The organism is Actinomadura physcomitrii (assembly GCF_008923205.2).
In the GTDB taxonomy this organism is placed as follows: Bacteria; Actinomycetota; Actinomycetes; order Streptosporangiales; family Streptosporangiaceae; genus Spirillospora; species Spirillospora physcomitrii.
On record NZ_WBMS02000006.1, the window covers coordinates 132,664 to 156,088 of the forward strand.

The window sequence follows — 23,425 nt, forward strand, 5'->3', positions numbered from 1 at the left end:
CCGTCATGGCCTCCGTTGACCTCCCGCCGAAGCTGGCGCGGATGAGCCGCGGCCCGCTCCGCCTGCTCGGCTGGGGCGTCCCGATGGGCCCGCTCGTCCTGCTGCGCACCCGCGGCCGGCGCAGCGGCCTGCCCCGCACCGCGCCGGTCGCCCTGCTGAAATTCGAAGGACGGCAGTGGCTCGTGTCGCCGTTCGGCGAGACGCAGTGGGTCCGCAACGCGCGCGCGGACGGCCGGGCCGGCCTCGGCCGCGGCCGGCGGCTCCGGCCGGTGCGCCTCACCGAGATCGACGACGACCGTGCACCTCGCGTCCTGCGCGCCTACGAGCGCAAGTTCCGGATCGTCCCGTTCGTCCGCGACGCCTTCGCCACCGAGAAGCCCCGTCCGGTCTTCCTTGTCGAACCGGAGTCCTGACCGGCTACTCGCCGTCGTAGACGAGGAGGCCGTCGGGACGCAGGCGGGCGCCGGACGTGGGCGGATGCCCGGTGAGACGGCCGTCGTGGGCCAGATGCAGCACCGGACGGCCACGGGCGAGGACGGCGAAGTCGGCGATCAGCCGCCGGTGGCAGCGCCACCACACCGACTCGCTGCACATCACCGCCGTGCACGTCCGGTCCGCCACCGGGAGCAGTTCGTCCACCGCGGCCACGAACTCCGGGTCGCGGGTGTGGCCGGCGTAGCCGCGGAACGAGTCGTTGCGCCAGAACGTGTCGGGCGAATCCGGCGCGGTCCTGCGGAAGCCGCCGAGCCGCTTCTCCCACCGGTAGCCGATCCCCGCCTCGGGCAGCCACTCGCGCAGCGCGTCGCGCTGGACGTCCGGGTTGCGGCGGCTGCCGGGCGCGGTCCGCACGTCCACCACCGCCCGTCCACGTCCGCCATGACTCGGGCCGGCCGTGCAGGAACAGGAACGGCCGTCCGTCCGGGGCGCCGGACTCGGCGAGGTGGAGGGAGCGGCGCCTCGCCGGGCTCGTCGCCGTGGACGCGCGCAACATCGTCGCGGTGCTCGATGCGCTGGCCGGGCGCGGCGTCGTCGAGCGGCGCCCGGACGAGGCGGACAGGCGCCGCCGCACCATCGCGCTCACCGAGCGGGGGAAGGCGCTCGTCACGGCGGTCGCCGACGCGGCGGCCGAGGAGCAGGACGCCTTCCTCGGTGCGCTCGACCAGGCCGAGCGCACCCGGTTGAACCTGCTGCTGAGACGGCTCTACGCGTCACATGTCGACGGCCCGGCATGACCGTCGCCGTCGCACTCGTCCATCACCTTGATCGACCCGATCAGCGCGGCCTCCTGGATCGACGAGCGCAGCGCCGGGCACGTCTCGTACGGGTCCGCGGCGAGCTCGGGGCAGGCGGCGCGGGCCCGCGCGGTCCACTGGATGCTCGTCTGCTCCCAGCTCGACTTGCGCACCAGCACCTCGGCGGCGCACCGGCGGCAGCGGACGGGCACCAGCGGCCCGTCCACCAGCCGCTCGTCCTGGCGGACCGTCACGCCGAGGCCCCTTCGGCGGCCCGGCGCGCGAGGTTCTCCTCGACCTCCTTCTGCCACGACTCGACCGGCCGCGTCGTGTCGATCTCGAATTCGAACCGGTCCGTCATCTCCGGCTGCACGTCGGCGACGTCCACGTAGAACTGCTGGTACCAGCGGCGCAGCTGGTAGACGGGGCCGTCCTCCTCGCACAGCAGCGGGTTGTCGATGCGGGCCTTGCGCTTCCAGATCGCGACGTCCTGCTCGAACCCGGTGAGGATGAAGGCCGACAGCTTCTCCGCGGTGGCCTCGGCGACCTCCGGCGGCAGCTTGTCGCTGTGCTGGACGATGATCCCCGAGTGCAGCGAGAACGAGTGCTCGTCGATCGGGTAGTGGCAGTTGATCAGCACGGACTGCAGGTCGTAACCCTCGTAGTGGTACGTCAGCTCGTCGATCATGAACGACGGCCCGTGGTAGGACGCGACGGAGCTGTTGCCGAGCATCCGCGGCCCGCCCCGTCCGCTGCCCTCGCGGCGCGCGTCCGGCCGGCTCTTGCCCTTCATGATCTGCGTCGCGACGGTGCCCTCGAAGATGTTCTTGAAGTACGTCGGGAACGAGTTGTGGATGTAGAAGAAGTGCGCCATGTCGACGACGTTGTCGATGATCTCGCGGCAGTTGGTGTGGACGACCTGCTCCGTCCAGCGCCAGTCCGTCCAGTCGTCGCGGGTCGCGCCCTCGATCACCGGGATCGTCACGTCGTCCGGCGGCGGATTGCCCTCCGGGTCGTTCCAGACGAACAGCAGCTGGTTCTTCTCCATCGTCGGCCACGCCGCCGTGCGCGCGCGCAGCGGCACGCGCCGCGCGTACGGGATCTTCTTGCAGCGCCCGTCGCCGCCCCAGCGCCAGTCGTGGAACGGGCAGGCGATCTCGTTGCCCTTCACGGTGCCGTCCGACAGGTCGCCGCCCATGTGCCGGCAGTAGCCGTCCAGGACGTTGGTCCTGCCGTCCTCACCGGTGAAGACCACGAGCTTCTGCCCGAACGCGTGCACCGTGTGCGGCTTGCCGTCCTTGTACTTCTCGGCCAGCCCGAGGCAGTGCCATCCCCGGGCGAAACGGGAGGAAATGGCCTCCGCCTCGATCTTGCGGACGGCGTCCGGCTCGGTTGCTGTCACGTGGATCATCCCTTCGGCGATGGACGGGTGATTCGAACGGTAGGTCGGGCGCCGCGGCCCGGTCCCGGAAGTCCCGGTGGCCGGGACGCGCGTCCCCGCGCCGGCATGGTGACATGGTGTCCTGCGAGGGCCGCGACGGAGAAGGCGGGAGCGAGGAGCGGGGATGAGCAACGAGGTCCTGGAGGCCGTGCGGGAGCTGCTGCCGGGCATCGCCGAGCGGGCCCGGTCCGTGGACGAGAAGGGCCGCATCCCGGCCGAGACGATGAAGGAGCTCACCGCCGCCGGGGTGTTCCGGATGCTGCAGCCGTCCCGCTACGGCGGCGCCGAGGACGACCCGGTCGCCTTCTACGAGGTGGTCCGCGCGGTCTCCGGGGCCTGCGGCTCGACCGGCTGGGTGACCGCCGTCCTCGGCGTCCACTCCTGGCATCTCGGTCTCTTCCCGGACGAGGCGCAGCGGGAGGTGTGGGAGCCGGGCCCGGACGTGCTGGCCGCCTCGTCGTACGCGCCGATCGGCCGGCTCACCCCGGTGGACGGCGGGTTCGAGGTGTCGGGGCGGTGGGCGTTCTCGTCCGGCTGCGAGTTCGCGGACTGGGCGCTGCTCGGCGGCCTCGTCGTCGGCGCCGAGGGCCGCCCGGTCGACTTCATGACGGTCCTCGTCCCGCGGACCGACTACGAGATCCGCCGGGTGTGGGACTCGATGGGCCTGCGCGGCACCGCCAGCGACGACATCGTGGTGGAGCGGGCGTTCGTGCCCGCGCACCGCGCCATGCGCAACTTCGACCAGGCGCAGCTGCGCACCGCCGGCCGCAAGGTCAACACCGGGCCGCTGTACCGGCTGCCGTTCGGCACGATCTTCACCACCACCGTCGCGGCGAGCGTGATCGGGATGGCGGCGGGCTGCCACGAGCTGTACGTGCGGCGGATGCGCGACCGGATCCGGCTGAGCCTCGGCGGCGGCCGATTCGTCGAGGACCAGTTCGCGCAGGTCGCGGTGGCGCGGGCGGCGTCGGAGATCGACGCGGCGATCCTGCAGACCGACCGGAACGTCCGGGAGATCTACGCGTACGCGGTCCGCAACGAGAAGATCCCGATGGAGCTGCGGCTGCGCGCGCGCCGCGACCAGGTGCGCGGCACGGAGCGGGCCATCGAGGCGATCGACATCCTGTTCAAGACGGCGGGCGGCAACTCGCTGCACCGCGGCAACGTGATCGAGCGGGCCTGGCGGGACGCGCACGCGGGCAGCGTGCACGTGGCGAACGACGTCGAGCACGCGCTGTCGATGTACGGGCGCGGCGAGTTCGGCCTCGCCGTGGAGGACAACCTGGTCTGACGGCGAGTGCGGCGGCATCCTCGTCGGGTGACGCCGAAAAGGCTTTGGCCGCGATGACGTCCGGCTGGTACGTTCCACGGGATCGTGAAGCAACGCGAGGAGGTGAGACCCATGAACGCTCGATCGAAGTGGGTGCTCCCCCTTCCGTCACGATCGCGCGGCTGACACAGGTGTCGCCGGGAGCGCCCGACAACGGCACTCCCGAAAGGCACCACCATGCATTCTCTGCGCTTCACCGCCGACACGTCGTCGAACGGCGTCCGCGAACGCGACTTCACCGTCGACGGGCTTCCCGGCGTCCTCTGGTCGCCGGAATCCCGCACCGGGCGCGCGCCCCTGATCCTGATGGCCCACGGCGGCGGCAACCACAAGAAGTCGCCCGCGATGTCGGGCCGCGCGCACCTCCTCGTCACCCGATGCGGCTTCCACGCCGCCGTCATCGACGCGCCCGGGCACGGCGACCGTCCCCGCACGCCCCACGACGAGCAGGAGATCGCCGAGCTGCTCCGGGCCAGGGCGGCGGGCGAGCCGGAGGGCCCGATCGTCGTCCGCTACAACGCCCACCTCGCGGAGCGGGCCGTCCCGGAATACCGCGCGACCCTCGACGCCCTCCAGGAACTGCCCGAGATCGGGCCGGGCTGGCCGGTCGGCTTCTTCGGCCTGAACATGGGCACCGCGATCGGCGTCCCCTTCGTGGCGTCCGAACCCCGGATCTCCGCCGCCGTCTTCGGCCTGCACTGGCCCGACGCCCTGGCCGAGGCCGCGCGGCGGATCACCGTTCCGATCGAGTTCGACCTCCAGTGGGACGACGAGCACATCCCGCGCGAATCCGGCCTCGCGCTGTTCGACGCCTTCGCCTCGAAGGAGAAGACCCTGCACGCCAACGCCGGCGCGCACAAGCAACTGCCCCGCTTCGAGGCGGACAGCGCCGCCCAGTTCTTCGCCCGCCACTTCACCCGCACGTCCTAACCGTTGACTTGCGGCGAGTCGTCGTTATGAGCGGCTCCATAACGACGACTCGCCGCAAGTCAACGCGGTTCGCGCATGCTCTGGACGGCGCGGTAGGCGAAGGCCATCGCCGAGCCGATCGGGATGCCCGGACCCGGGTAGACGGGGCCGGTGAACGATGCGCTGGTGTTCCCGGCGGCGTAGAGCCCGGGGATCGGGCGGCCGGCGCCGTCCAGGACGCGGCCGTCGGGGTCGGTGCGCAGCCCGCCCTTCGTCCCGAGGTCGCTGAGCACGATCTCCGCGGCGTGGTACGGCGGCTCGTCGACCGGGACGAGGGCGGGCTTCCCGCCGGTGAAGAACAGGTCGTAGGGGTCCTCGCCGCGGTGGAAGTCCTCGTCGGCGCCCTTCGCGGCGAAGCCGTTGAAGCGTTCCACGGTGGCGGTGAGCGCGTCGGCCGGCAGACCGGTCCGCGCGGCGAGAGCGGCGAGCGAACCCGCCTCGACCCACGTGCCGGACGCCACCTGCTCGTCCAGTGCCACCGGCGGGACGGAGATCGCCGGCAGGCCCTTCGAGCGGGCGTCGAAGATCAGGTAGAAGGGGCCTTCGGCCGCCGCGAGCCGCCGCCCCATCTGGTCGTACGGCAGCGACTCGTTGGCGAACCGGCGGCCCGAGCCGTCCACGATGAGCCCGCCGCGCAAGCCGAGCGTGAACGCGGGCAGGCCGTCCGGCGTGCGGACGCCGGGGCAGAACCACGCCTGGTCGAGCAGGCCGGTGGACGCGCCCGCCGCGACGGCCGCGGTGATCGCGTCGCCGGTGTTGGCGCCGTCCGGGGCCATCGTCCAGGCGGCGGCGCCGGGGACGCCGTGCTCGCCGCGCAGCGCCGCCGACGACTCGAAGCCCCCGGCCGCGAGCAGCACGCCGCGCCGGGCGCGGAGCCGGCGCGGGCCGTCCGCCGTCGCCGCGATGACGCCGGTGACCTCGCCGTCCTCGACGACCAGGTCCGTCAGCGCGGTGCCGGTGCGGACGTCCCCGTTGCCCGTCGCGGTGATCGCCAGCAGCAGCCGGCCGATCAGCGCCCGGCCCTGCACCAGCGGCCTGGACGCCGAGTGCCCGCGTCCCGCCCGGTCCCGGTCGACCGGCGGCCGGACGAGCCCCGCCAGGTCGCCGAGCCGCTCGGCGGGCAGCGGCAGCGGCACGAACGAGCGGCCCATGTCCATCCGGCCGGGAGCGTCGAAGTAGTCGGGGAACGGCTGGAACTCGAACTCGATCGCCGGATCCCGCTCCAGGAAGTCCACCAGCTCCGGCGCCGTCTCCAGGAACGCCTCCCGGTGCGCGGCGGTCCCGTCGCCGATCAGCGCCCGCAGGTAGGCGCGCGCCGACTCGGCCGAGTCGCCGATCCCGGCCCGCTCCTGCACCCTCGTGCCGGGCAGCCAGATCGCCGACCCCGAGTACGCCGACGTCCCGCCGAGCACCCGCGTCTTCTCCAGGACCGCCGTCCGCAGCCCGCCGGAGGCCGCGGCGAGCGCCCCGGCCATCGCGCCGGCCCCCGAACCGGCCACCACCACGTCGTATCCGTCGTCCCACGGTTCCCCGGCGTTGCCCACGTGACGTCCCTCCGAGCCTCGGGTGCTGGCGCGGCCACAACGTAAGCGGGGCCGCGGCGCACCGGGACGCCCGGTCCCACTGACCGGTATCGACGATCGCGGGACGTGCCGGGACTCCGGATATTGTTCCTTGTCAGCACCGGAAAGGACCCGTGGGGGAGATCGTGGCGAGGATCGCGTCGGCGCGGCTGTCCGCCGAGCCGAGCTCACCCGAGCAGCACGACCGCCGCCGCCGCATACTGCGCGCCGCGGCGCGCATCGGCGCGGAGAAGTCCTTCGAGCGCGTCCAGATGCACGACGTGGCGAAGGCCGCCGGAGTGGCGATCGGCACCCTGTACCGGTACTTCCCGTCGAAGGTGCATCTGTTCACCGGCGTGATGGCCGCGCAGGTCGACCGGCTCCGCGACCAGGTCACCGAGCCCGACCCCGACGTCGCCCCCGAGGACGCCGTCGCCGACCTGCTGGTGCAGGCCAGCCGCTACCTGATGGCGCAGCCGGTGCTGTCGGCGTCGATGCTGCACGCCTCCAACACCGCGCACGCCGCGACGGTCGCCGACACCGTCCACATCGACAACACCTTCCGCGAGATCCTGCTGCGCGCCGTGGGCATCGAGGTGCCGACCGCGCAGGACGTCACGCTCGTCCGGCTGCTGATGCAGTGCTGGTACGGCGTGCTGCAGTCGAGCCTGAACGGGCGCGCGTCCATGGCGGACGTGGAGAGCGACATCCGGCTGGCCTGCAGGCTCCTCCTCGCGCCCCGCTCCAACGCGCCCGGGAACGCCGCCGAGTAGACGCCGAAGGCCGCCCCTCCGCGCCGGGGGCGGCCTTCGGGCTCTCAGCCGGCGTTGGTGCCGGTGGTGTCCAGCTCGGCGACGCTGTAGGCGGCGTAGGTCCGGTGCGGGTCGCGCTCCGCGAAGTACGGGGTGACCTGCGCGCCGAACTCCTCGATGGAGAACACGCCGTTCGCGGCGGTGAACTTCTTCTCGACGGTCGGCGCGGCCATCAGCGCGACCATGTCGCCGTACACGATGAACACCTGGCCGCTGATCCTCTCCGCCGCAGGCGAGGCGAGGTAGCCGACGAACGTGCCGACCCGCTCGGGCGCCATCGCGTCGAGCCCGCCGGGGGAGGTGCCCTCGCCGAAGGTCGCCTCGGTCATCGAGGTGCGCGCGCGCGGGCAGATCGCGTTGGCGCGGACCCCGTACCGGCCGAGCCCGGCGGACGTGGACAGGGTGAGCGCGACGATGCCGGCCTTCGCGGCGGAGTAGTTCGGCTGGCCCGCCGGCCCGAACAGGAACGCCTCGGACGCGGTGTTGACCACGCGGCCGTAGACCGGGCCGCCGGCGGCCTTGCTCGCCGCCCGCCAGTGCACCGCCGCGGCCCGCGACACCGCCGCGTGCCCCTTCAGATGGACGCGGACCACATCGTCCCAATCCGGCTCGGACAGGTTGAACAGCATCTTGTCGCGCAGCACGCCGGCGTTGTTGACCAGCACGTCCAGGGAGCCGTAGGTGTCGACGGCGGCGGAGACGAGGGCGTCGCCCATGGACCAGTCGCCGACGTCCCCGGTGACCGCGACCGCGCTGCCGCCCGCCCCGGTGATCTCGGCGACGACCTTCTCGGCGGCCGGCCCGACGTCGTTGACGACGACGTTGGCGCCCTGCGCGGCCAGCGCGAGGGCCTCGGCGCGGCCCAGCCCGGCGCCCGCGCCGGTGACGATGGCGGTCCGGCCCGCCAGGGAGAGGTCAGCGTTCATCGATGCTCCCGGTGTGTCCGTGCGTAGTCGGCCGGACCGGAGGCTAGTACGTGTTCTACTTACGCCGCGGCAAAGGTCCCGCTCAGCGGGCCCGCCCCATCTCCGTGATCAGCACGAACCGCCAAGCCGGACGGCCCCCGCCACCCGCAAGAACGAATTCTCAGCCCGCCGCCACGACATTCCACTGATGCCGATGAACCCGCAGGCCGACCGCCGCCCCGCGCCGCAGACGCCGCCGTGGCCCGCCGGGTGATCGGCGCGTTCGTCCGCGCGAGCGACATCTCCTCCGCCGCCGTCCGTTCAGGTGTCTCGCGCCCACCCGTACTTGGCCTCGTAGCCGTCGCGCTCGTCGGCGAGGTCCCTGCGGTGCCGCTGCACGGCGGCCCGGCAAGCCCGCCCTCTACCGCATCGCCGACAGCAACCTGCGGCTGTATCTGGCCGCGCTGCGGGCGGCGCACGAGCAGGCGCGGCGGGGCCGTCCGGAGGCGGGGTTCCGGATCGTCCGGCGGCGCTGGAGCTCGTGGCGGGGACGCGCCGTCGAGCCGCTGGTGCGGCAGGCCCTCGAGCGCGCGGATCTGCCCTGGCCGGAGGTGGAGGCGGTCGGCGGATGGTGGAACCGGCGGTTCGATCCCGAGGTGGACCTGGTCGGCGCCGACCGCGCGCCCGTCGCGGGCCGCATCGGGTTCGCCGGGTCGGTCAAGTGGCTGGCGAGTCCCTTCGACGACCACGACCTCGCCGGTCTGCGGCGTGCGGCCGTCCAGGTTCCGGGGCTGGATCCGGCCACGGCCGGGCTCGCGGTGGTGTCCCTGTCCGGCGTGCGGGCGCGCGAGGGTGTCGGGCTCGTGTGGACGCCGGAGGACGTGGTGGCGGCCTGGCGTTCCTGATCGCGGATCAGCCGAGGGCTTCTTCGACCGCGCGGCGGACGACCTTGCCGGTGGCGTTGCGGGGGAGGGGGTCGGTGGTGGTCTTCCAGCGGGACGGGACCTTGAAGTAGGCGAGGCGGTCGCGGACGAAGGCGGCGAGGTCCGCCTCGGCGGCGGGGGAGCCGCGAAGGACGACGACGGCGAGGACCTCCTGGCCGAGGTCGGGGTGCGGGACGCCGAGGACGGTGCACTCGCGGACGCCCGGGTACTCGGCGAGGACGTTCTCGACCTCGGCCGGGTAGACGTTCTCGCCGCCGCGGATGATCAGGTCGGAGCGGCGGGCGGTGAGGTGGAGGCGGCCCTGCTGGACCGTGCCGATGTCGCCGGTCCGCAGCCAGCGGCCGGGGCCGATGGCGCGGCCGGTGGCGTCGTCGTCGCGCCAGTAGCCGAGCATGTTGTAGGCGCTGCGGACGCAGACCTCGCCCTCCGCGCCCTCGGGCAGCGGCCTGCCGTCCGGGTCGCGGATCTCGAGCGTGACTCCGGCGACGGGGCGGCCGACCGTGCCCGGGGCCTCGGCGAGGTCCATGGGGGACGCGACGGTGACGCCGGTGCAGGTCTCGGTGAGGCCGTAACTGTCGACCAGGGCGTTCGCGGCGGGCGGGAACGCGGCGCGCAGCCTGTCCTTGAACGCCGGGGAGGACGGCGCGGACGCCAGCGCGAACCCGGTGAGGGAGGACGTGTCGTAGCGGGACAGGTCGCCATGCTCGATCATCCGGTGCGCCATCGTGGGGACGGCGCCCCAGTTCGTGACGCGTTCCTTCTCGATCAGCCGCAGGACCTCGTCGACGTCGAAGGCGCCCTCGTGCATGACGACGGCGCTGCCGGTGGCGAGCCGGGGGACGGCGAGGTTGTGCAGGCTCGCGATGTGGAACAGCGGGAGGGCGAGCAGGTAGCGGCGGGACGCGGGGTCGGTGGGGTCGCCGAACGCGGCGAGCAGCGCGTCGTTCAGGCGGTGGTACTCGATCACCGAGGTGAGGTTGCGGTGCGAGTGCACCGCCCCTTTCGGGCGGCCCGACGTGCCGCTGGTGTAGAGGATGACCGCGGGGTCGTCCTCGGCGGCGTCCGGGACGTCGAGGGGCGCGGACGGGTGCCGGGCGGCGAGTGCCGGGACGTCCTCCTCGATCGTCAGCACGCGGGTACCGGTCGGCATCCGCGCGGCGCGCTCGGCGTCGGCGACGACGACCGCCGGCTCGGTGTGGCCGAGGGCGTACTCGATCTCGCGGGGCGCCCACCAGGCGTTGTAGCCGACGGCGATCGCGCCCGCGGCGATCGCGCCCCAGAACGCGACGATCCATTCCGGGCTGTTGGCGGCGGCGATGGCGACGCGGTCGCCGGGCCGCACGCCGTGCTCGTCGCGCAGCGCCTTCGCGAGCGACGCGGCCTGCGCGGCGTGCTCGGCGAAGGTCAGCCGGCGGTCCGCGGTGACGATGTAGTCGCGGTCGCCGAACGCGGCGGACCGGGCGAGCACCTCGCCGAGGCCGCGGGCCCGCCCGGCGAACACCGGCAGCCGGGTGCCGAGCACCTCCTCCTCGCGCAGTTCGAACTCGCCGCCGGGGCCGGTCAGCCGCTGCATGATCTCCATCGCCGTCGTGGGCATGGGGCCACCTCCTCGCGTGGCCGAAGGCTCTCACCGCGGCCGCGGGGGCCGGCGGGCCTTTCCGCTGAGCGAGACGGCACGACCGGCGCCGCCGCGACCGCCGCGCCGCACCACCGGGAACCGTTGAGCGCCGTCGCTCCCGGTCAGCGGGACGTCCGGAACGTCCGGGCCTCCCGCTGATTAACGTCGAGTGGCCGCCACCTCGGGCCCGCGGCGACCCGCACGACTCACCCAGGGAACTCGATGACCAACCAGTGCACCACGCACCGCCTCCTGTCCACCGAACCGGCCTGGGGACGCGCGAGTGCGTGACGAGACCATCGCGGACCTGCTGCTGGCCAGGCTCGGCGACCGGCGGCCCGGGCTGCGCAGCCGCGAGCGGACGTGGACGTGGGACGAGGTCGTCCGGGAGGGCGCGGCCCGCGCGTCGCTCGCCCGGGAGCTGCGCCGCGACGGACCGTTCCACATCGGCGTGCTGCTCGACAACGTGCCCGAGTACGTGCTGTGGCTCGGCGCGGCGGCGCTGAGCGGCGCGACGATCGTCGGGATCAACCCGACCCGGACCGGCGCGTACCTGGAGCAGGAGGTCCGGCGCACCGACCTCCAGCTGATCGTCACGGACGCGGCCGGCGCGAAGCTGCTCGACGGACTGGACGTCGGCGTCCCGCGCGACCGCCTCCTCCTGATCGACGACCCCGGCTACGCCCCGCTCGTCGAGCGGCACGCCCGCGAGCCCGAACGCGACCCGGCGGTCACGCCGAAGACGCAGATGCTGCTGCTGTTCACCTCCGGCACGACCGGCGCGTCCAAGGCGGCGCGCTGCTCGCAGGGGCGGCTCGCCGAGCTGGGCCGAAACAACAGCGCCAAGTACGACGTCAAGCGCGACGACATCAGCTACTGCCCGATGCCGCTGTTCCACGGCAACGCGCTGATGGCGCTGTGGGCGCCGTCGCTGGCCGCCGGGGCCTGCGTCGTGCTGACGCCGAAGTTCTCCGCGTCCGGGTTCCTGCCGGACGTCCGCTTCTACGGCGCGACGTTCTTCACCTACGTCGGCAAGGCGATCGGCTACATCCTCACGACGCCCGAGCGGCCGGGCGACGCCGACAACACCCTCACGCACGGGTTCGGCACCGAGGCGTCCCCCGAGGACAAGGCCGAGTTCCTGCGCCGCTTCGGCGCCCGGCTCGTCGAGGGGTACGGGTCCAGCGAGAGCGCAGGGATGATCAAACGGGTGCCGGACGCGCCGCCGACCGCGCTCGGCATGCCGATGCACGGCGGCGTCCGCGTCGTGCACCCGGAGACGCGGGAGACGTGCGCCCGCGCCGTCCTCGACGAGCACGGCCGCGTCACCAACCCGGAGGAGGCCGTCGGCGAGATCGTCGACGTCGACGGCGCGGAGAAGTTCGAGGGGTACTACAACGACCCCGAGGCGGACGCCGAGCGCGTCCGGCACGGCTGGTACTGGACGGGCGACCTCGGCTACATCGACGAGGCGGGCTTCCTGTACTTCGCGGGACGCGCCGGCGACTGGATCCGCGTCGACTCCGAGAACATCTCCGCACTGCTCACCCAGACCGTGATCCGCCGCCACCCGAAGATCGTCGACGCGGTCGCGTTCGGCGTCCCCGACCCGCGCTCCGGCGACCAGGTGATGGCGGCGATCGAGGTCCCCGCCGGCGTGGAGTTCGCGGACCTGGACTTCGCCGCGTTCCTCGCCGCGCAGGACGACCTCGGCACCAAGGGCGCGCCGCGCTTCGTCCGCGTCTCGCACGCGCTGCCGACGACGGGCTCCGGCAAGCTCAGCAAGAAGCAGCTGCAGCTGGAGGGGTGGCGCACCACCGACCCCGTGTTCCGCTGGGCGGGGCGGGGCGCGCCCGGCTACCGCCCGATGAGCGACACCGACAAGGCGGCGCTGCGCGAGGAGTTCACCGCCGCCGGCCGCGAACGCTTCCTGCCCTGATTCCACCGGATACGGCCGAACCGGCCCGACGACCACGAGAGGCGTACATGGATCTGCGTGAGTCCGCGGCGCACCAGGAACTGCGCGCGGAACTGAGGGCCTACTTCGCGGCTCTGCTGCCCCCGGACGTCCGCCGCCGGGCCGGTGAGGAGGGCGTCGGCGGCGGCACGTTCCGCGAGATCGTCAAGATGCTCGGCAAGGACGGCTGGCTCGGCTACGGCTGGCCGGCCGAGTACGGCGGGCAGGGCAAGTCGATCGCCGAGCAGTACGTGTTCTTCGACGAGGTGCAGCGCGCCGGCCTGCCGTTCCCGTTCGTCACCGTCAACACGGTGGGCCCGACGCTGATGCGGTACGGGACCGAGGAGCAGAAGAAGAGGTTCCTGCCCGGCATGCTCGCCGGCGACATCGTCTTCGCGATCGGCTACTCCGAGCCGGAGGCCGGCACCGACCTGGCGTCGCTGCGCACCAGGGCCGTCCTGGACGGCGACCACTACGTCGTCGACGGCAACAAGGTGTTCACCAGCGGCGCCAACACCGCCGACTACATCTGGCTCGCCGCCCGGACGAACCCGGACGTGCCGAAGCACAAGGGCATCTCGATCATCATCGTGCCGACCAGCGCGGACGGGTTCTCCTGGAGCCCGATCCAGACGGTAGGCGGGATGGTCGTCACCGCGACCTACTACAACGGCGTCTGCGTCCCGGCGACCGAGGTCGTCGGGGAGGTCGACGGCGGCTGGCGGCTCATCACCACGCAGCTCAACCACGAGCGGATCGGGCTCGCCGCGCTCGGCGGCCGGATGATCCGGCTGTGGGAGGACGTCCGCGACTGGGCCCGCGAGAACGGCGTCATCGACCTGCCGTGGGTCCGCGCCGACCTCGCCCGCAGCCACGCGCGGCTGGAGGCGATGCGGCTGATGAACTGGAAGATGACGATGGCCGTCGAGGCCGGGGAGCTGACCGGCGCGCAGGCCGGCGCCGCGAAGTCCTACGGCACCGAGACGCACGTCTTCGTGCAGCGGACGCTGACCGGGATCCTCGGCGCGGCCGGCCGGATCCGCCCCGAGTCGCCGGGCGCGGTGCTGTACGGGCAGATCGAGCAGCTGTCCCGGCAGGGCATCGTCAACACCTTCGGCGGCGGCGTCAACGAGGTGCTGCGCGACATGGTCGCCGTGCAGGGGCTCGGGCTGCCGCGGGTGAAGCGGGCATGAGCGGCGCCGGCGAGGACTACGAGGAGCTCCTGCGGGCGTGGGTCGGGCGCGAGCTGGTCGCGCGCCGCCCCGGCCAGGACCCGGTGAACGTGCCGATGATCCGGCACTGGGTCGAGGCGATGGAGGACCCGAACCCCGTCTACCTGGACGAGGACGCCGCGAAGGCCACCGGGCGCGACGGCGTCGTGGCGCCCGCGTCGATGATCCAGGCGTGGACGATGCGGGGCTACGCCGCGACCGTCCATCCGTCCGCCGAACGCAGCGGGTTCGACGAGCTGGTCGCGCTGCTCGCCGAGGGCGGCTACACCTCCGTCGTCGCGACGGACTCCGAGCTGGAGTTCGAGCGCGAGCTCGTGCCGGGCGACCACGTCTCCGTCGAGGAGCACGTCGAGTCGATCTCGGCGGAGAAGCAGACCGGCCTCGGCGCGGGCCGATTCGTCAGCACGGTGAAGACGTACCGGGACGCGTCCGGCGAGGTCGTCGCGACGCAGCGGTGGCGGACGCTCCGGTACCGTCCGGCCGAGAAGCCCGCGCCCGACAAGCCCAAGGCGCTGCGGCCGCGGCCCGCGATCAACCCCGACAACGCGTTCTGGTTCGAGGCGGCCCGCGAGCACCGCCTCGTCGTCCAGCGGTGCGCCGACTGCAAGTCGCTGCGGCACCCGCCCGGCCCCTGCTGCCCCCAGTGCGGCTCGTTCGCCTGGGACACCGTCGAGTCGTCCGGCCGCGGCCACGTCTACACCTTCACGGTCAACCACCACCCGCGGCACCCCGCGTTCGACTACCCGCTCGTCGTCGCGGTGATCGAGCTGGCCGAGGGCACCCGGCTGATCGCGAACATGGCGGGCGTCGAGCCCGCGGACGTCGCGGTCGGCATGCCCGTCGTCCTCGACTGGATCGACCCCGACCCCGACCTTTCGCTGCCGGTGTTCCGCCCGGCCGCGCACGAGGAGCGCTGATGGACTTCACCCTTGGCGAGGAGCTGGAAGCGGTCCGGGACCTGGCCCGGCAGATCTTCACCGACCACGCGACGCAGGAGCGCATCCGCGCCGCCGAGCGGTCCGGCACCGGCACCGACCCGGCGCTGTGGGCCGAGCTCGCGTCCGCCGGCCTGCTCGGCGTCGCGCTGCCCGAGGACGCGGGCGGCGCCGGCCTCGGCGTCGGGGCGCTGTGCGTCCTGCTGGAGGAGCAGGGCCGCGCCGTCGCGCCCGTCCCGCTGTGGCCGACGCTCACCGCCGCGCTCACCCTCGCCGCGCACAACACCTCCGGACTGCTGGTGTCCGGCGCCGCCGACGGGACGGCCCGGCTGACGCTCGCGCTGGAGGAGTTCGCGCCCGCCGACCCGGCGCACCCGCGCTGCGAGGCCGTCCGCGACGGCGACGGATGGCGCCTCACCGGCACCAAGGCGTGCGTCCCCTACGCCAACGGCGCCGACTTCATGCTCGTCGCCGCCCGCACCCCGACCGGCCCCGGCCTGTTCCTGCTCGGCACCGGCGTCGACGGGACGAGCTGGGAGTTCCCCGACACCACCGCGCACGACGCCGCCGGCGCCCTCGTCCTCGACGGCGCGCCCGCGCAGCGGCTCCCCGCCGGGTCCCTGGACACCGCGCTGCGGCTGGCGCGCGTCGCGCTCGCCGCCGTCCAGACCGGCGTCGCCGACGGCGCGCTGCGGCTCGCCGCCGACCACCTGTCCACCCGCGAGCAGTTCGGCCGCCCGCTCGGCACCTTCCAGGCCGCGCAGCACCAGCTCGCCGACTGCTACATCGAGATCGACGCGCTGCGCGTCTGCGTGTGGCACGCCGCCTCGCTGATCGCCGCGGGCGAGGACGCCGAGACCGCCGTCCTCGTCGCCAAGTGGTGGTCGGACGAGGGCGGGCTCAACGTCGTCCACCGCGTCCAGCACCTGCACGGCGGCATCGGCGTCGACGTCGACTACCCCGTCCACCGGCACTTCCTGTGGGGCAAGCAGATCTCCGGGATGCTCGGCGGCGCGTCCGCCGACCTCGAGACCCTGGGCGCCGCGCTGTGAGCCGCGTGTACGACGAGGTCGCCGTCGGCGACGAGCTCCCCGAGCTGGCGATCCCGCTGACCCGCACGATGATCGTCGCGACCGCCCTGGCGAGCCGCGACTACCAGGACGTCCACCACGACCCGGCGCTCGCGCGGGAACGCGGCTCCAAGGACGTCTTCATGAACATCCTGACCACCAACGGGCTCGTCGACCGGTACGTCACCTCCTGGGCGGGGCCCGCCGCCCGGGTGAAGGCGATCAGGATCCGGCTCGGCGCCCCCAACCACCCGGGCGACACCATGGTCCTCACCGGCACCGTCTCCGCCAAGCACGACGACGGCCGCCGCGTCGAGATCGCCGTCCGCGGCGTCAACGCGATCGGCCCGCACGTCACCGGGACCGCCGTCGTCGAACTTCCAGGAGGCGCCGCGTGAGCGGGCTGCCGGGCGCCGCCGCGATCGCCGGCATCGGCGCCACCGAGTTCTCCAAGGAGTCCGGACGCAGCGAGCTGCAACTCGCCTGCGAGGCCGTCCTCGCCGCCATCACCGACGCGGGGCTGGAGCCGTCCGACGTCGACGGCCTGGTCACCTTCACCGCCGACACCAGCAGCGAGATCCACATCGCCCGCAACCTCGGCATCGGCGAGCTGACGTTCTTCTCCCGCGTCGGGTACGGCGGCGGCGCCGCCTGCGGCACCGTCCAGCAGGCCGCGATGGCCGTCGCGACCGGCGTCGCCGACGTCGTCGTCTGCTACCGCGCGTTCAACGAGCGGTCCGGCGAACGCTACGGCCTCGGCCAGGCGGACCGGCCGATGGACGTCAGCGCCGACCGCGCCGCGTACTCGTGGATGACCCCGTTCGGCCTGTCGACCCCCGCCCAGTGGGTCGCCATGTTCGCCACCCGCTACATGCACGAGTACGGCGTGACCAGCGAGGACTTCGGACGCGTCGCCGTCGTCGACCGCGCCCATGCCGCCACCAACCCCAAGGCCTGGTTCCACGGGCGGCCGATCACCCTCGAGGAGCACCAGGCGTCCCGCTGGATCGCCGAACCCCTCCACCTGCTCGACTGCTGCCAGGAGAGCGACGGCGGCCAGGCCCTCGTCGTCGTCTCCGCGCGGCGCGCCCGCGACCTGCCGCACACGCCCGCGCTCATCTGGGGCGCCGCGCAGGGCTCGGGCAACGACCAGCACATGATGACGAGCTACTACCGCTCCGAAATCTCCGGCATCCCCGAGATGGGCCTCGTCGGACGGCAGCTGTACGCGCAGTCGGGCCTGACGCCCGCCGACATCCAGGCCGCGATCCTCTACGACCACTTCACCCCGCTCGTCCTGCCGCAACTCGAAGAGCTCGGCTTCTGCGCCAGGGGCGAGGCCAAGGACTTCATCGCCGACGGCAACCTCTCCCTCACCGGCCGCCTGCCGTTCAACACCCACGGCGGCCAGCTCGGCGAGGCCTACATCCACGGCATGAACGGCATCGCCGAAGCCGTCCGGCTGCTGCGCGGCACCTCGGTGAACCAGCCGGGCGACGTCCACAACGTCCTGGTCACCGCCGGAACCGGCGTCCCGACCAGCGGCCTGATCCTCGGCGCGGACCAGTGAACGCGCCGGCGAGAGGGCGGTGGCCGTCAGACGACATTCCACCAGGGTTCGCCGGAAGCCCAGTGGGCCGCCCAGCCCGCGAATCCGCTGCGCCCGGTCGTATGGCCGAACTCGGAGCCGAACGGCTGGGCGCCTTCTCCGCAGATCATCCAGACATGACCGCGGTGCGGGCCGGTGACGACGAGATGCCTCGGACGACCCTGGCGGCCCTCACCTCCTGCTAGCCCGCCGCCGAGGCCGTGGCGATACGATCATGGCCACCCGGTACTCGGATCGCTCCCCGCCAGGTGATCTTTGAAGCAGGTGAGGCTTATGGCAGAGCCGATGAGGTGGCGGGGCGGAGCCATCGTTCCGTCGACCATGTGGTCCTCGGGGAATCTCAAGGTCACCTGGCCATTCTGCGCTCTGACCCTGAACGACTCCAGAATCGTTCTCAAGGCCGCTTGGAAGAGATTCGTGTTCACCCCGGCCAACGTGGCCGAGGTCTATCCCTGCCAGACCGGCTGGCTTTCCGGCATCGGCATCCTCACCCCGGGCGGCCGGGTGCTGATCTTCCTGACCCATCAGCCTCACGCGGTACTGACGGCGCTGGAAGCCGCGGGCTTCCCGACTTCAGCCGAGGATCCGGGTTTTTACGGGTACATCCGGTGATCCGGCGAGCTCACCGAGATGATCGGCGCCCACCCCGCCGGTGTCCCCGGGGCCGCGCCCTCGGTTCGCGCTGCCGGTCTCTTCACGGGCGGTGCGGGCCGTGCGCGCGAAGGAGGTGCGCTCAGGGAAGGGGAGGGCGAGCAGGCACGCTCAAGCGCGCGGGCGTCACTCTCGGAGCACGCCCCTGAATCAGTGGCGGCGGGTGAGGAGCAGGTGCAGGAGGCAGAGGACGGCGAGGGCGGTGCAGGCGGCGAGGGCCGCCGTGGCGCCGAGGGGGAGGAGGGCGCCGCCGAGGACGGTGCCGAGCCCGATCCCGGCGTAGAGGGCGGAGGCGTTCAGCCCGACGACGACGGCGGTCTCCTGCGGCGCGGCGCTGATGAGGCGGACCTGCTGGGCCGGGGTCTGGAACCAGGTGGCGGCGCCCCAGGCGATCATCAGCAGCGCGGTGGCCGGGAGCCAGGACGTGCCGGTCGCGGACGCGCAGGTGAGCAGGGCGAGGGTCGCGGCGAGAGCGGTGTAGCCGGCGGCCTGGACGCGGACGGGTCCGTGCCGGTCGACCCGCGCCCCGGCCGCCAGGTTCCCGGCGACGGCCCCGGTCCCGTAGAGGAACAGCAGCCAGGGCTCGGCGCCCTCGCCGGCGCCGAGCGCCCGCATGATCGGGACGGCGAAGGCGTACAGCCCGTACCCGGCGGCCATGCCGAGGACGGTGAGCGGCAGCACGGCGACGACGCCGGGGGGCGCAGCGCGGCGAGCCGCCGCAAGAGCGGGATGCGGGGGCCGCCGGGGAGCGCGGGCATCGCGCGGAGCACCCCCGCGGCGGCGACCGCGCACAGCGCCGCGACCAGCGCGAGCGCGGCGTGCCAGTCGAGGGTCCGGGCGGCGAGGTTCCCGAGCGGGACGCCGAGGGCGGTGGCGACGGTGAGCCCGCCGACGACGACGGCCAGCGCGCGGGCGCGCTGCGCGGGCGCGACGAGCGAGGCGGCGACCGCCCCGGCGTTCGGCGTGAAGGCCGCCGCGCCCGCCGCGGCGACGACGCGCGCGGCCATCAACACCGCGAAGTTCGGCGCGAGCGCGGAGCCGATGTTCGCGGCGGCGAGCACGCCGAGGGCGGCGACGAGCAGGGCGCGCCGGGGGACGCGGGCGAGGACGGTGGCGAGCACGGGCGACAGCACGGCGTAGGTGATCGCGAACGCGGTCGCGGACTGCCCGGCGGTGCCTTCGGAGACGTGCAGCGAGGACGCCATGCCGGGCAGGAAGCCCGCGACGACGTAGGCGTCGGTCCCGACGGCGAAGGTGCCGAGCCCGAGGATCAGCGTCGAGCCGAGCCCGCGCGGGGACTCGGCGGCGCCCGTCCGCTCTTGACGACGTATCGGGGTATTCAACGTCCCTGTTTCCTCCGTGAAACGGCCACGACGTGGCGGCGGTCAGCCGGTGAGGCGGGCGTAGTTGCGCCGGGTGCGGGCCGCGCCCTGCGGGGCGCTCTCCATCAGGTCGGCGATGGTGGTGCCGGCCAACTCGCGGCGCCATGCCAGCTCGGCGCGGCGCATCAGGCCGGAGATGCCGCAGGGGGCGTCGAACTCGCGTCCGGCGTCGCGTCCGCCCTCTCCGCGCTGCCGGATCTCGGTGCAGCGGAACGCCTCAAGGGGCCCTTCGATCGCGGTGACGACCTCCATCACGGAGATCTTCCCGGGCGGCCGGGCGAGCGACCAGCCGCCCCGCACGCCCGGCGCGGACGCCAGGATTCCGGCGCGGGCGAGCGGCTGGAGGCGCTTCTTCAGGTACTCCTGCGGCAGGTCGAACCAGGCGGCGAGCCGCCGGATCGACACCGGCGCGGCGTCGTCCAGCCAGCCGAGCGTCACGCAGCAGTGCAGCCCCCACTCGACGCCCTCGCTCATCCGCATGAACCGGGACTATACACGTCCCGGTTCATGCGATGCGGCCGGGGAAGGCGCCTCGGCCGGCAGCAGGGCGTCGAGGGCGGCGGCGGCCCGGACGAGGGCCCGGGAGCGGGCGTCGATGGCCGCCTCCCGGGCGGCGAGGGCCGCGTCCAGATCGTCCCATCGGCGTGCGCGGCGCAGCTCCGGCATGAAGGCCTGGAGCGGGGCGATGCGGTGGCCGGCCAGGCGCAGCTGGTGGACGATCCGCGCGTCCCGGACGTCGGCGGGGGAGTACCTGCGGGTGCCGCGCGGGGCGGTCCGGGCCGGGACGACGAGGCCCTCGGCGTCCCAGTGCCGCAGGGTGGAGGGCCGGACGCCGAGGGCGGAGGCCAGCTCGGACACGGTCATCGCGTCGGACGGGCGGACGTCGCCGATGGGCTCGGCCGTGATCGCCGCCGCGGCCTCCCGGGCGAGGGAGAGGCCCCGTCGCTCGGCGGCGAGGCGGGCGTGCGCTTCGTCGAGGAGGGCGAGCACGCCGGAGCCGGGACGGGCGTGCGCGGCCCGCATGATCCGCTTGGCCTCGACGGGGCCGGTGCCGGCGGCGAACGCCCGGTACGCCACGGCGGAGCGGACGTGGGCCTCGGTGTAGCGCCGGTAGCCCGAGGCGGTGCGCGCCGCGGGCGGGAGCACGCCGTCGCGTTCGAGGTTGCGCACCTGCTGGACGGAGCATCCCGCACGGCGCGCGACGTCGACCGTGCGAAGGGACGATTTGCGACTTGCCACCCCACCAGCTTGGCGACTGGCACGCCAAGCCTCCACACGCACTTGAATGAAACGCTCGAATGCATGGGCATCGACGAGATCATCGAGTTCGCGGGCGGGTTCGACGGCGTGCTGGTCCTCAGGCCGCGGCCCGGCGACGGTTCGCCCGAGATCGCCTGGGGCGACGCGTTCTTCTACTACGCGCCCGACGGGAACGTCCCGACGACGACGCAGCCGTTCGCGACGATCGTGACGAAGGACCATCCCGGCGACGAGGGGTCGCGGCTGGACCGGCCCGGCGCGTTCCGGGTGAACGTCGCCGCCGGGAAGGACGCCGCCGAGCGGTGCGCGGCGCCCTCGGACCCGAGCTCGGCGGACGTCCTGCAAGCGCACCCCGTCTACGGGAACGCGGGCTGGCTCTGCGTGGTGAACCCGGGACCGGCGACCGAGGCGGAGCTCCGGGACCTGCTCCACACCGCGCACGCCCAGGCCCGCCGCCGCAACGAGCGCCGCTCCGCCCTCCGGCAGCCCTGACCGGTGCAGCCTCAGGGGAGGACGGACAGGTCGATGGACGAGACGGCGGCGGCGTCGTGGTGGAGGGTGTACCGGCCGCCGAACAGCGACGGCAGGTCGGCGAGCGGGATGAGGTGCGGGAAGTCGGCGGTCGCCACCCGGACGCGGAGCCGGTGGCCTGCGGGCACGGTCGCGAACACCGGCCGGACCTGGAGGTCGTACCGGGTCAGCTTCCCGGGCGTGACCGGACTCTTCGCCGCTCGGGTGAGCGGATGGTAGGGGTACACCCAGCCGCCGGGCGCGCCCTTCCAGCTGCGCTTCCCGTCGACCGCGCGCATCGAGCCGAGGAGCGCGCCGCCGCTGAGGTCGGTGGACGTCCCGTCGGGTGCGACGTCCTCGAGGGTGAGGGCGAACAGCGTCTCCGGGCGGGTGGACGCGGCGCGCAGCGTCACGCCGATCGGCCCGGCGAGCTTCAGCGGTGCGGACAGCGAGGGTGAGGTGTAGGTCGTCTCGCCCGGCCCCTTGACGGGCTTCTGCTGGGAGCCCGTGCAGGGCAGGGCGATGTGCGCGGCGGCGGACACCTCCGACAGCAGCCCGGCGGCGAACTGGTCGGTGGAGCGGCTGCACGGGCTCGACAGGCCGGTGAACGCGAGGGAGTCGGCGGGCTCGGCCCCGGTCGGCGCGGTGGAGGTCAGGCGGCCCTGGGAGCGCAGGTACATCCGGGTCGGGCGCGCCTGCGCGAGGGGGTAGCCGGTGGTGTCGTAGCGCCGTCCGCCGGGCTCGACCACGTGGAGGGGCGTGCGGGTGGAGACGGTGCCGCGTCCCTTGAGCCAGTGGTCGAACCAGTTCAGCTGGAGCGCGTTGAGGTCCTGCCCGGTGCCCATGCCGATGTGCGTCCAGGGGCCGTAGAGCAGCTGGTACTTGTCCGAGGCGGGCTGGCCGGGCGCCATGGGGGCGGTCACCGGACGGCCCGCCGCCGCGTTCTGCAGCCCGCTGTAGAGGAGCGGTTCGCCGCGCTGGAAGACGTCGTAGAGCCCGCCGACGAGGTAGACCGCGACGCCGTTGGCGACGATCTTGCGCAGGACGTTCTCCGGCGCCCGCTGCTTCCACCAGGCGTTGTCGTACCTGCGGGGGCCGTTGGTGAGCATGTCGCGCGCGATCGTCAGCTCGAACGGCCCGGCCTGCAGGAGGTGCTGGTAGGACAGGGCCAGCGCGGCAGCCGGGTCCTCGGGCAGTTCGAGCAGTGGCGTCGCGACCCGCGTGACGCCGTAGCCGAACACCAGGCCGATCGGCGACTCGACGTTCAGCGCGCCGCCGCTGACGAACAGGTCGCGGTAGGGGTCGGCGGACGCCGCCATCGGGAAGATCGCCTTGAGCGGGGAGTGCGGGCCGACCGCGGCGGCCGTGAACAGCTGGTCGATCGCCAGGTACGACAGGCCGAGCATGCCGACCTTGCCGCTGGAGTTCGGCAGCCGCGCCGCCCAGTTGACGATCTGCGCGCCGGCCTGCGCCTCGGCCGGCTCGAACAGGTCGAACTTGCCCTGCGAGCCGCCGGTTCCGGGGACGTCCACGACGAGCCCGAGGTAGCCGCGCTCGACGAGGTAGGGGTTGAGCCCGCCGATGCCCGCCGGGCCGAGTCCGGCGGAGTCGAGCCCGGCCGACACCGTCTTGCCGTACGGCGTGAACCCGACGATCACCGGGAAGGGGCCGCGCGCGGGCTTTCCGGTCTTGCGGTCGGTGGGCATGTGCAGGTCGGCGCGCAGCAGCGTGCCGTCCTTGAGCCGCAGCGTGAGGTTGCGCTTCACGGCGATGCCGTAGGGCGCCGCGGGCGCGGGAGCGGCCGAGGCGGGGACGGTCAGCGCGGCGAGGAGCAGCATCAGGGAGCACACGGCTGCGAGGCGGCGCATGGCGACTCCTGGGGTCGGAGGTGCTTGAGCGGGACGGTAACAACCCGCGCGGCCGGCGGGAACCCCAAACGAACAAAAATGTTTATTTAAAACCCCGCCCGCCGGGTACCGCTGAGCGGGACGTCCCAGCCGATTCCG

At 73.4% G+C, this 23,425-nt stretch carries 23 protein-coding genes and 2 pseudogenes; 14 read left to right on the forward strand and 11 right to left on the reverse strand.

Features of this window, described 5'->3' with window-relative positions; genetic code table 11:
• The first annotated feature begins 5 nt into the window (after positions 1–5).
• Positions 6–413 carry a nitroreductase family deazaflavin-dependent oxidoreductase gene (locus tag F8568_RS09830; protein ID WP_151593197.1) on the forward strand — a complete coding sequence of 136 codons (408 nt, stop codon included), beginning with the start codon at positions 6–8 and terminating at the stop codon, positions 411–413.
• 4 nt (positions 414–417) lie between these two features.
• Here F8568_RS09830 and F8568_RS09835 read toward each other — a convergent pair whose 3' ends face one another.
• Complete coding sequence (locus F8568_RS09835; RefSeq protein ID WP_151593198.1) at positions 418–858, reverse strand: DUF488 domain-containing protein; 441 nt, start codon at positions 856–858, stop codon at positions 418–420.
• Between the two features lie 107 nt (positions 859–965).
• Here F8568_RS09835 and F8568_RS09840 point away from each other — a divergent pair.
• A pseudogene (locus tag F8568_RS09840) lies at positions 966–1,232 on the forward strand (MarR family winged helix-turn-helix transcriptional regulator); the annotation flags it as partial.
• Here F8568_RS09840 and F8568_RS09845 read toward each other — a convergent pair.
• Together F8568_RS09845 and F8568_RS09850 are read right to left on the reverse strand one after the other, a co-directional pair.
• On the reverse strand, positions 1,202–1,486 hold the full coding sequence (locus F8568_RS09845) for a ferredoxin (protein WP_151593200.1): 285 nt from the start codon (positions 1,484–1,486) through the stop codon (positions 1,202–1,204). The pseudogene F8568_RS09840 and the gene F8568_RS09845 overlap by 31 nt on opposite strands.
• Positions 1,483–2,643: a Rieske 2Fe-2S domain-containing protein gene (locus F8568_RS09850; RefSeq protein WP_151593201.1), complete on the reverse strand. Its 1,161-nt coding sequence runs from the start codon at positions 2,641–2,643 to the stop codon at positions 1,483–1,485. The genes F8568_RS09845 and F8568_RS09850 overlap by 4 nt, the downstream gene beginning before the upstream one ends.
• 154 nt (positions 2,644–2,797) lie before the next feature.
• Here F8568_RS09850 and hsaA point away from each other — a divergent pair, with 154 nt between their 5' ends.
• Complete coding sequence (gene hsaA, locus F8568_RS09855) at positions 2,798–3,964, forward strand: 3-hydroxy-9,10-secoandrosta-1,3,5(10)-triene-9,17-dione monooxygenase oxygenase subunit (protein ID WP_151593202.1); 1,167 nt, start codon at positions 2,798–2,800, stop codon at positions 3,962–3,964.
• A 216-nt stretch (positions 3,965–4,180) separates the two neighbouring features.
• Positions 4,181–4,933, forward strand: coding sequence for an alpha/beta fold hydrolase (locus F8568_RS09860; RefSeq protein ID WP_151593203.1), 753 nt, complete (start codon positions 4,181–4,183; stop codon positions 4,931–4,933).
• 59 nt (positions 4,934–4,992) lie between these two features.
• Here F8568_RS09860 and F8568_RS09865 read toward each other — a convergent pair whose 3' ends face one another.
• The gene (locus F8568_RS09865) at positions 4,993–6,516 is read right to left on the reverse strand and encodes an FAD-binding protein (RefSeq protein ID WP_151593204.1); all 1,524 of its coding nucleotides are present in this window, start codon (positions 6,514–6,516) and stop codon (positions 4,993–4,995) included.
• Between the two features lie 152 nt (positions 6,517–6,668).
• Here F8568_RS09865 and F8568_RS09870 point away from each other — a divergent pair, with 152 nt between their 5' ends.
• A complete protein-coding gene (locus F8568_RS09870) occupies positions 6,669–7,307 on the forward strand; it encodes a TetR family transcriptional regulator (RefSeq protein WP_328600803.1) in 639 nt (212 codons plus the stop codon).
• A 44-nt stretch (positions 7,308–7,351) separates the two neighbouring features.
• Here the strand turns inward: F8568_RS09870 and F8568_RS09875 are convergent, their stop codons facing one another.
• The gene (locus F8568_RS09875) at positions 7,352–8,272 is read right to left on the reverse strand and encodes a 3-oxoacyl-ACP reductase (RefSeq protein ID WP_151593205.1); all 921 of its coding nucleotides are present in this window, start codon (positions 8,270–8,272) and stop codon (positions 7,352–7,354) included.
• A 548-nt stretch (positions 8,273–8,820) separates the two neighbouring features.
• Between F8568_RS09875 and F8568_RS09880 the strand changes: the two genes are divergently transcribed.
• Positions 8,821–9,156 carry a hypothetical protein gene (locus F8568_RS09880; protein WP_202124736.1) on the forward strand — a complete coding sequence of 112 codons (336 nt, stop codon included), beginning with the start codon at positions 8,821–8,823 and terminating at the stop codon, positions 9,154–9,156.
• A 7-nt stretch (positions 9,157–9,163) separates the two neighbouring features.
• Here F8568_RS09880 and F8568_RS09885 read toward each other — a convergent pair whose 3' ends face one another.
• The gene (locus F8568_RS09885) at positions 9,164–10,792 is read right to left on the reverse strand and encodes a class I adenylate-forming enzyme family protein (RefSeq protein ID WP_151593206.1); all 1,629 of its coding nucleotides are present in this window, start codon (positions 10,790–10,792) and stop codon (positions 9,164–9,166) included.
• 304 nt (positions 10,793–11,096) lie between these two features.
• On the opposite strand from F8568_RS09885, the gene F8568_RS09890 reads away from it, so the two are divergent.
• From F8568_RS09890 to F8568_RS09920, 7 genes are all read left to right on the forward strand, one after another.
• Entirely contained in the window at positions 11,097–12,752 is a 1,656-nt protein-coding gene (locus F8568_RS09890; RefSeq protein WP_151593207.1) for an AMP-binding protein, read from the forward strand.
• A 47-nt stretch (positions 12,753–12,799) separates the two neighbouring features.
• The gene (locus F8568_RS09895; RefSeq protein ID WP_151593208.1) at positions 12,800–13,963 is read left to right on the forward strand and encodes an acyl-CoA dehydrogenase family protein; all 1,164 of its coding nucleotides are present in this window, start codon (positions 12,800–12,802) and stop codon (positions 13,961–13,963) included.
• Complete coding sequence (locus F8568_RS09900) at positions 13,960–14,919, forward strand: bifunctional MaoC family dehydratase N-terminal/OB-fold nucleic acid binding domain-containing protein (protein ID WP_151593209.1); 960 nt, start codon at positions 13,960–13,962, stop codon at positions 14,917–14,919. The genes F8568_RS09895 and F8568_RS09900 overlap by 4 nt, the downstream gene beginning before the upstream one ends.
• Positions 14,919–15,989 (forward strand): acyl-CoA dehydrogenase family protein, encoded by a 1,071-nt coding sequence (locus F8568_RS09905; protein WP_151593210.1) that lies wholly within the window; start codon positions 14,919–14,921, stop codon positions 15,987–15,989. Before F8568_RS09900 ends, F8568_RS09905 begins: the two co-directional genes overlap by 1 nt.
• Complete coding sequence (locus F8568_RS09910; protein WP_151593211.1) at positions 15,986–16,405, forward strand: MaoC family dehydratase; 420 nt, start codon at positions 15,986–15,988, stop codon at positions 16,403–16,405. The genes F8568_RS09905 and F8568_RS09910 overlap by 4 nt, the downstream gene beginning before the upstream one ends.
• Positions 16,402–17,577, forward strand: coding sequence for a lipid-transfer protein (locus F8568_RS09915; protein ID WP_151593212.1), 1,176 nt, complete (start codon positions 16,402–16,404; stop codon positions 17,575–17,577). The genes F8568_RS09910 and F8568_RS09915 overlap by 4 nt, the downstream gene beginning before the upstream one ends.
• Positions 17,578–17,889: 312 nt before the next feature.
• Positions 17,890–18,228: a hypothetical protein gene (locus F8568_RS09920; protein WP_151593213.1), complete on the forward strand. Its 339-nt coding sequence runs from the start codon at positions 17,890–17,892 to the stop codon at positions 18,226–18,228.
• Between the two features lie 189 nt (positions 18,229–18,417).
• On the opposite strand, the gene F8568_RS46670 is transcribed toward F8568_RS09920, so the two are convergent.
• The 4 genes and pseudogenes from F8568_RS46670 to F8568_RS50255 all read right to left on the reverse strand — a co-directional run bounded on the left by F8568_RS46670 (position 18,418) and on the right by F8568_RS50255 (position 20,888).
• Positions 18,418–18,948 (reverse strand): MFS transporter, encoded by a 531-nt coding sequence (locus F8568_RS46670; RefSeq protein WP_328600804.1) that lies wholly within the window; start codon positions 18,946–18,948, stop codon positions 18,418–18,420.
• A 122-nt stretch (positions 18,949–19,070) separates the two neighbouring features.
• A pseudogene (locus F8568_RS50980) lies at positions 19,071–19,610 on the reverse strand (MFS transporter); the annotation flags it as partial.
• A 42-nt stretch (positions 19,611–19,652) separates the two neighbouring features.
• Positions 19,653–20,129, reverse strand: coding sequence for an RrF2 family transcriptional regulator (locus tag F8568_RS09930; RefSeq protein WP_151593214.1), 477 nt, complete (start codon positions 20,127–20,129; stop codon positions 19,653–19,655).
• Between the two features lie 9 nt (positions 20,130–20,138).
• Positions 20,139–20,888: a MerR family transcriptional regulator gene (locus F8568_RS50255; protein WP_151593215.1), complete on the reverse strand. Its 750-nt coding sequence runs from the start codon at positions 20,886–20,888 to the stop codon at positions 20,139–20,141.
• Between the two features lie 63 nt (positions 20,889–20,951).
• Between F8568_RS50255 and F8568_RS09940 the strand changes: the two genes are divergently transcribed.
• Positions 20,952–21,401, forward strand: a complete 450-nt coding sequence (locus F8568_RS09940) for a DUF6194 family protein (protein WP_151593216.1) — start codon at positions 20,952–20,954, stop codon at positions 21,399–21,401.
• Positions 21,402–21,412: 11 nt separating this feature from the next.
• On the opposite strand, the gene F8568_RS09945 is transcribed toward F8568_RS09940, so the two are convergent.
• Complete coding sequence (locus F8568_RS09945) at positions 21,413–23,287, reverse strand: CocE/NonD family hydrolase (RefSeq protein WP_151593217.1); 1,875 nt, start codon at positions 23,285–23,287, stop codon at positions 21,413–21,415.
• Between the last annotated feature and the right edge of the window lie 138 nt (positions 23,288–23,425).

What these genes read in the sequence shown, in the direction of transcription:
- F8568_RS09830 (WP_151593197.1), top strand. Translation starts at nt 6, where the DNA reads ATGGCCTCCGTTGACCTCCCGCCGAAGCTGGCGCGGATGAGCCGCGGC.
- F8568_RS09850 (WP_151593201.1), bottom strand. Translation starts at nt 2,643, where the DNA reads ATGATCCACGTGACAGCAACCGAGCCGGACGCCGTCCGCAAGATCGAG.
- hsaA (WP_151593202.1), top strand. Translation starts at nt 2,798, where the DNA reads ATGAGCAACGAGGTCCTGGAGGCCGTGCGGGAGCTGCTGCCGGGCATC.
- F8568_RS09860 (WP_151593203.1), top strand. Translation starts at nt 4,181, where the DNA reads ATGCATTCTCTGCGCTTCACCGCCGACACGTCGTCGAACGGCGTCCGC.
- F8568_RS09875 (WP_151593205.1), bottom strand. Translation starts at nt 8,272, where the DNA reads ATGAACGCTGACCTCTCCCTGGCGGGCCGGACCGCCATCGTCACCGGC.
- F8568_RS09885 (WP_151593206.1), bottom strand. Translation starts at nt 10,792, where the DNA reads ATGCCCACGACGGCGATGGAGATCATGCAGCGGCTGACCGGCCCCGGC.
- F8568_RS09895 (WP_151593208.1), top strand. Translation starts at nt 12,800, where the DNA reads ATGGATCTGCGTGAGTCCGCGGCGCACCAGGAACTGCGCGCGGAACTG.
- F8568_RS09900 (WP_151593209.1), top strand. Translation starts at nt 13,960, where the DNA reads ATGAGCGGCGCCGGCGAGGACTACGAGGAGCTCCTGCGGGCGTGGGTC.
- F8568_RS09905 (WP_151593210.1), top strand. Translation starts at nt 14,919, where the DNA reads ATGGACTTCACCCTTGGCGAGGAGCTGGAAGCGGTCCGGGACCTGGCC.
- F8568_RS09920 (WP_151593213.1), top strand. Translation starts at nt 17,890, where the DNA reads ATGGCAGAGCCGATGAGGTGGCGGGGCGGAGCCATCGTTCCGTCGACC.
- F8568_RS09930 (WP_151593214.1), bottom strand. Translation starts at nt 20,129, where the DNA reads ATGCGGATGAGCGAGGGCGTCGAGTGGGGGCTGCACTGCTGCGTGACG.
- F8568_RS09940 (WP_151593216.1), top strand. Translation starts at nt 20,952, where the DNA reads ATGGGCATCGACGAGATCATCGAGTTCGCGGGCGGGTTCGACGGCGTG.
- F8568_RS09945 (WP_151593217.1), bottom strand. Translation starts at nt 23,287, where the DNA reads ATGCGCCGCCTCGCAGCCGTGTGCTCCCTGATGCTGCTCCTCGCCGCG.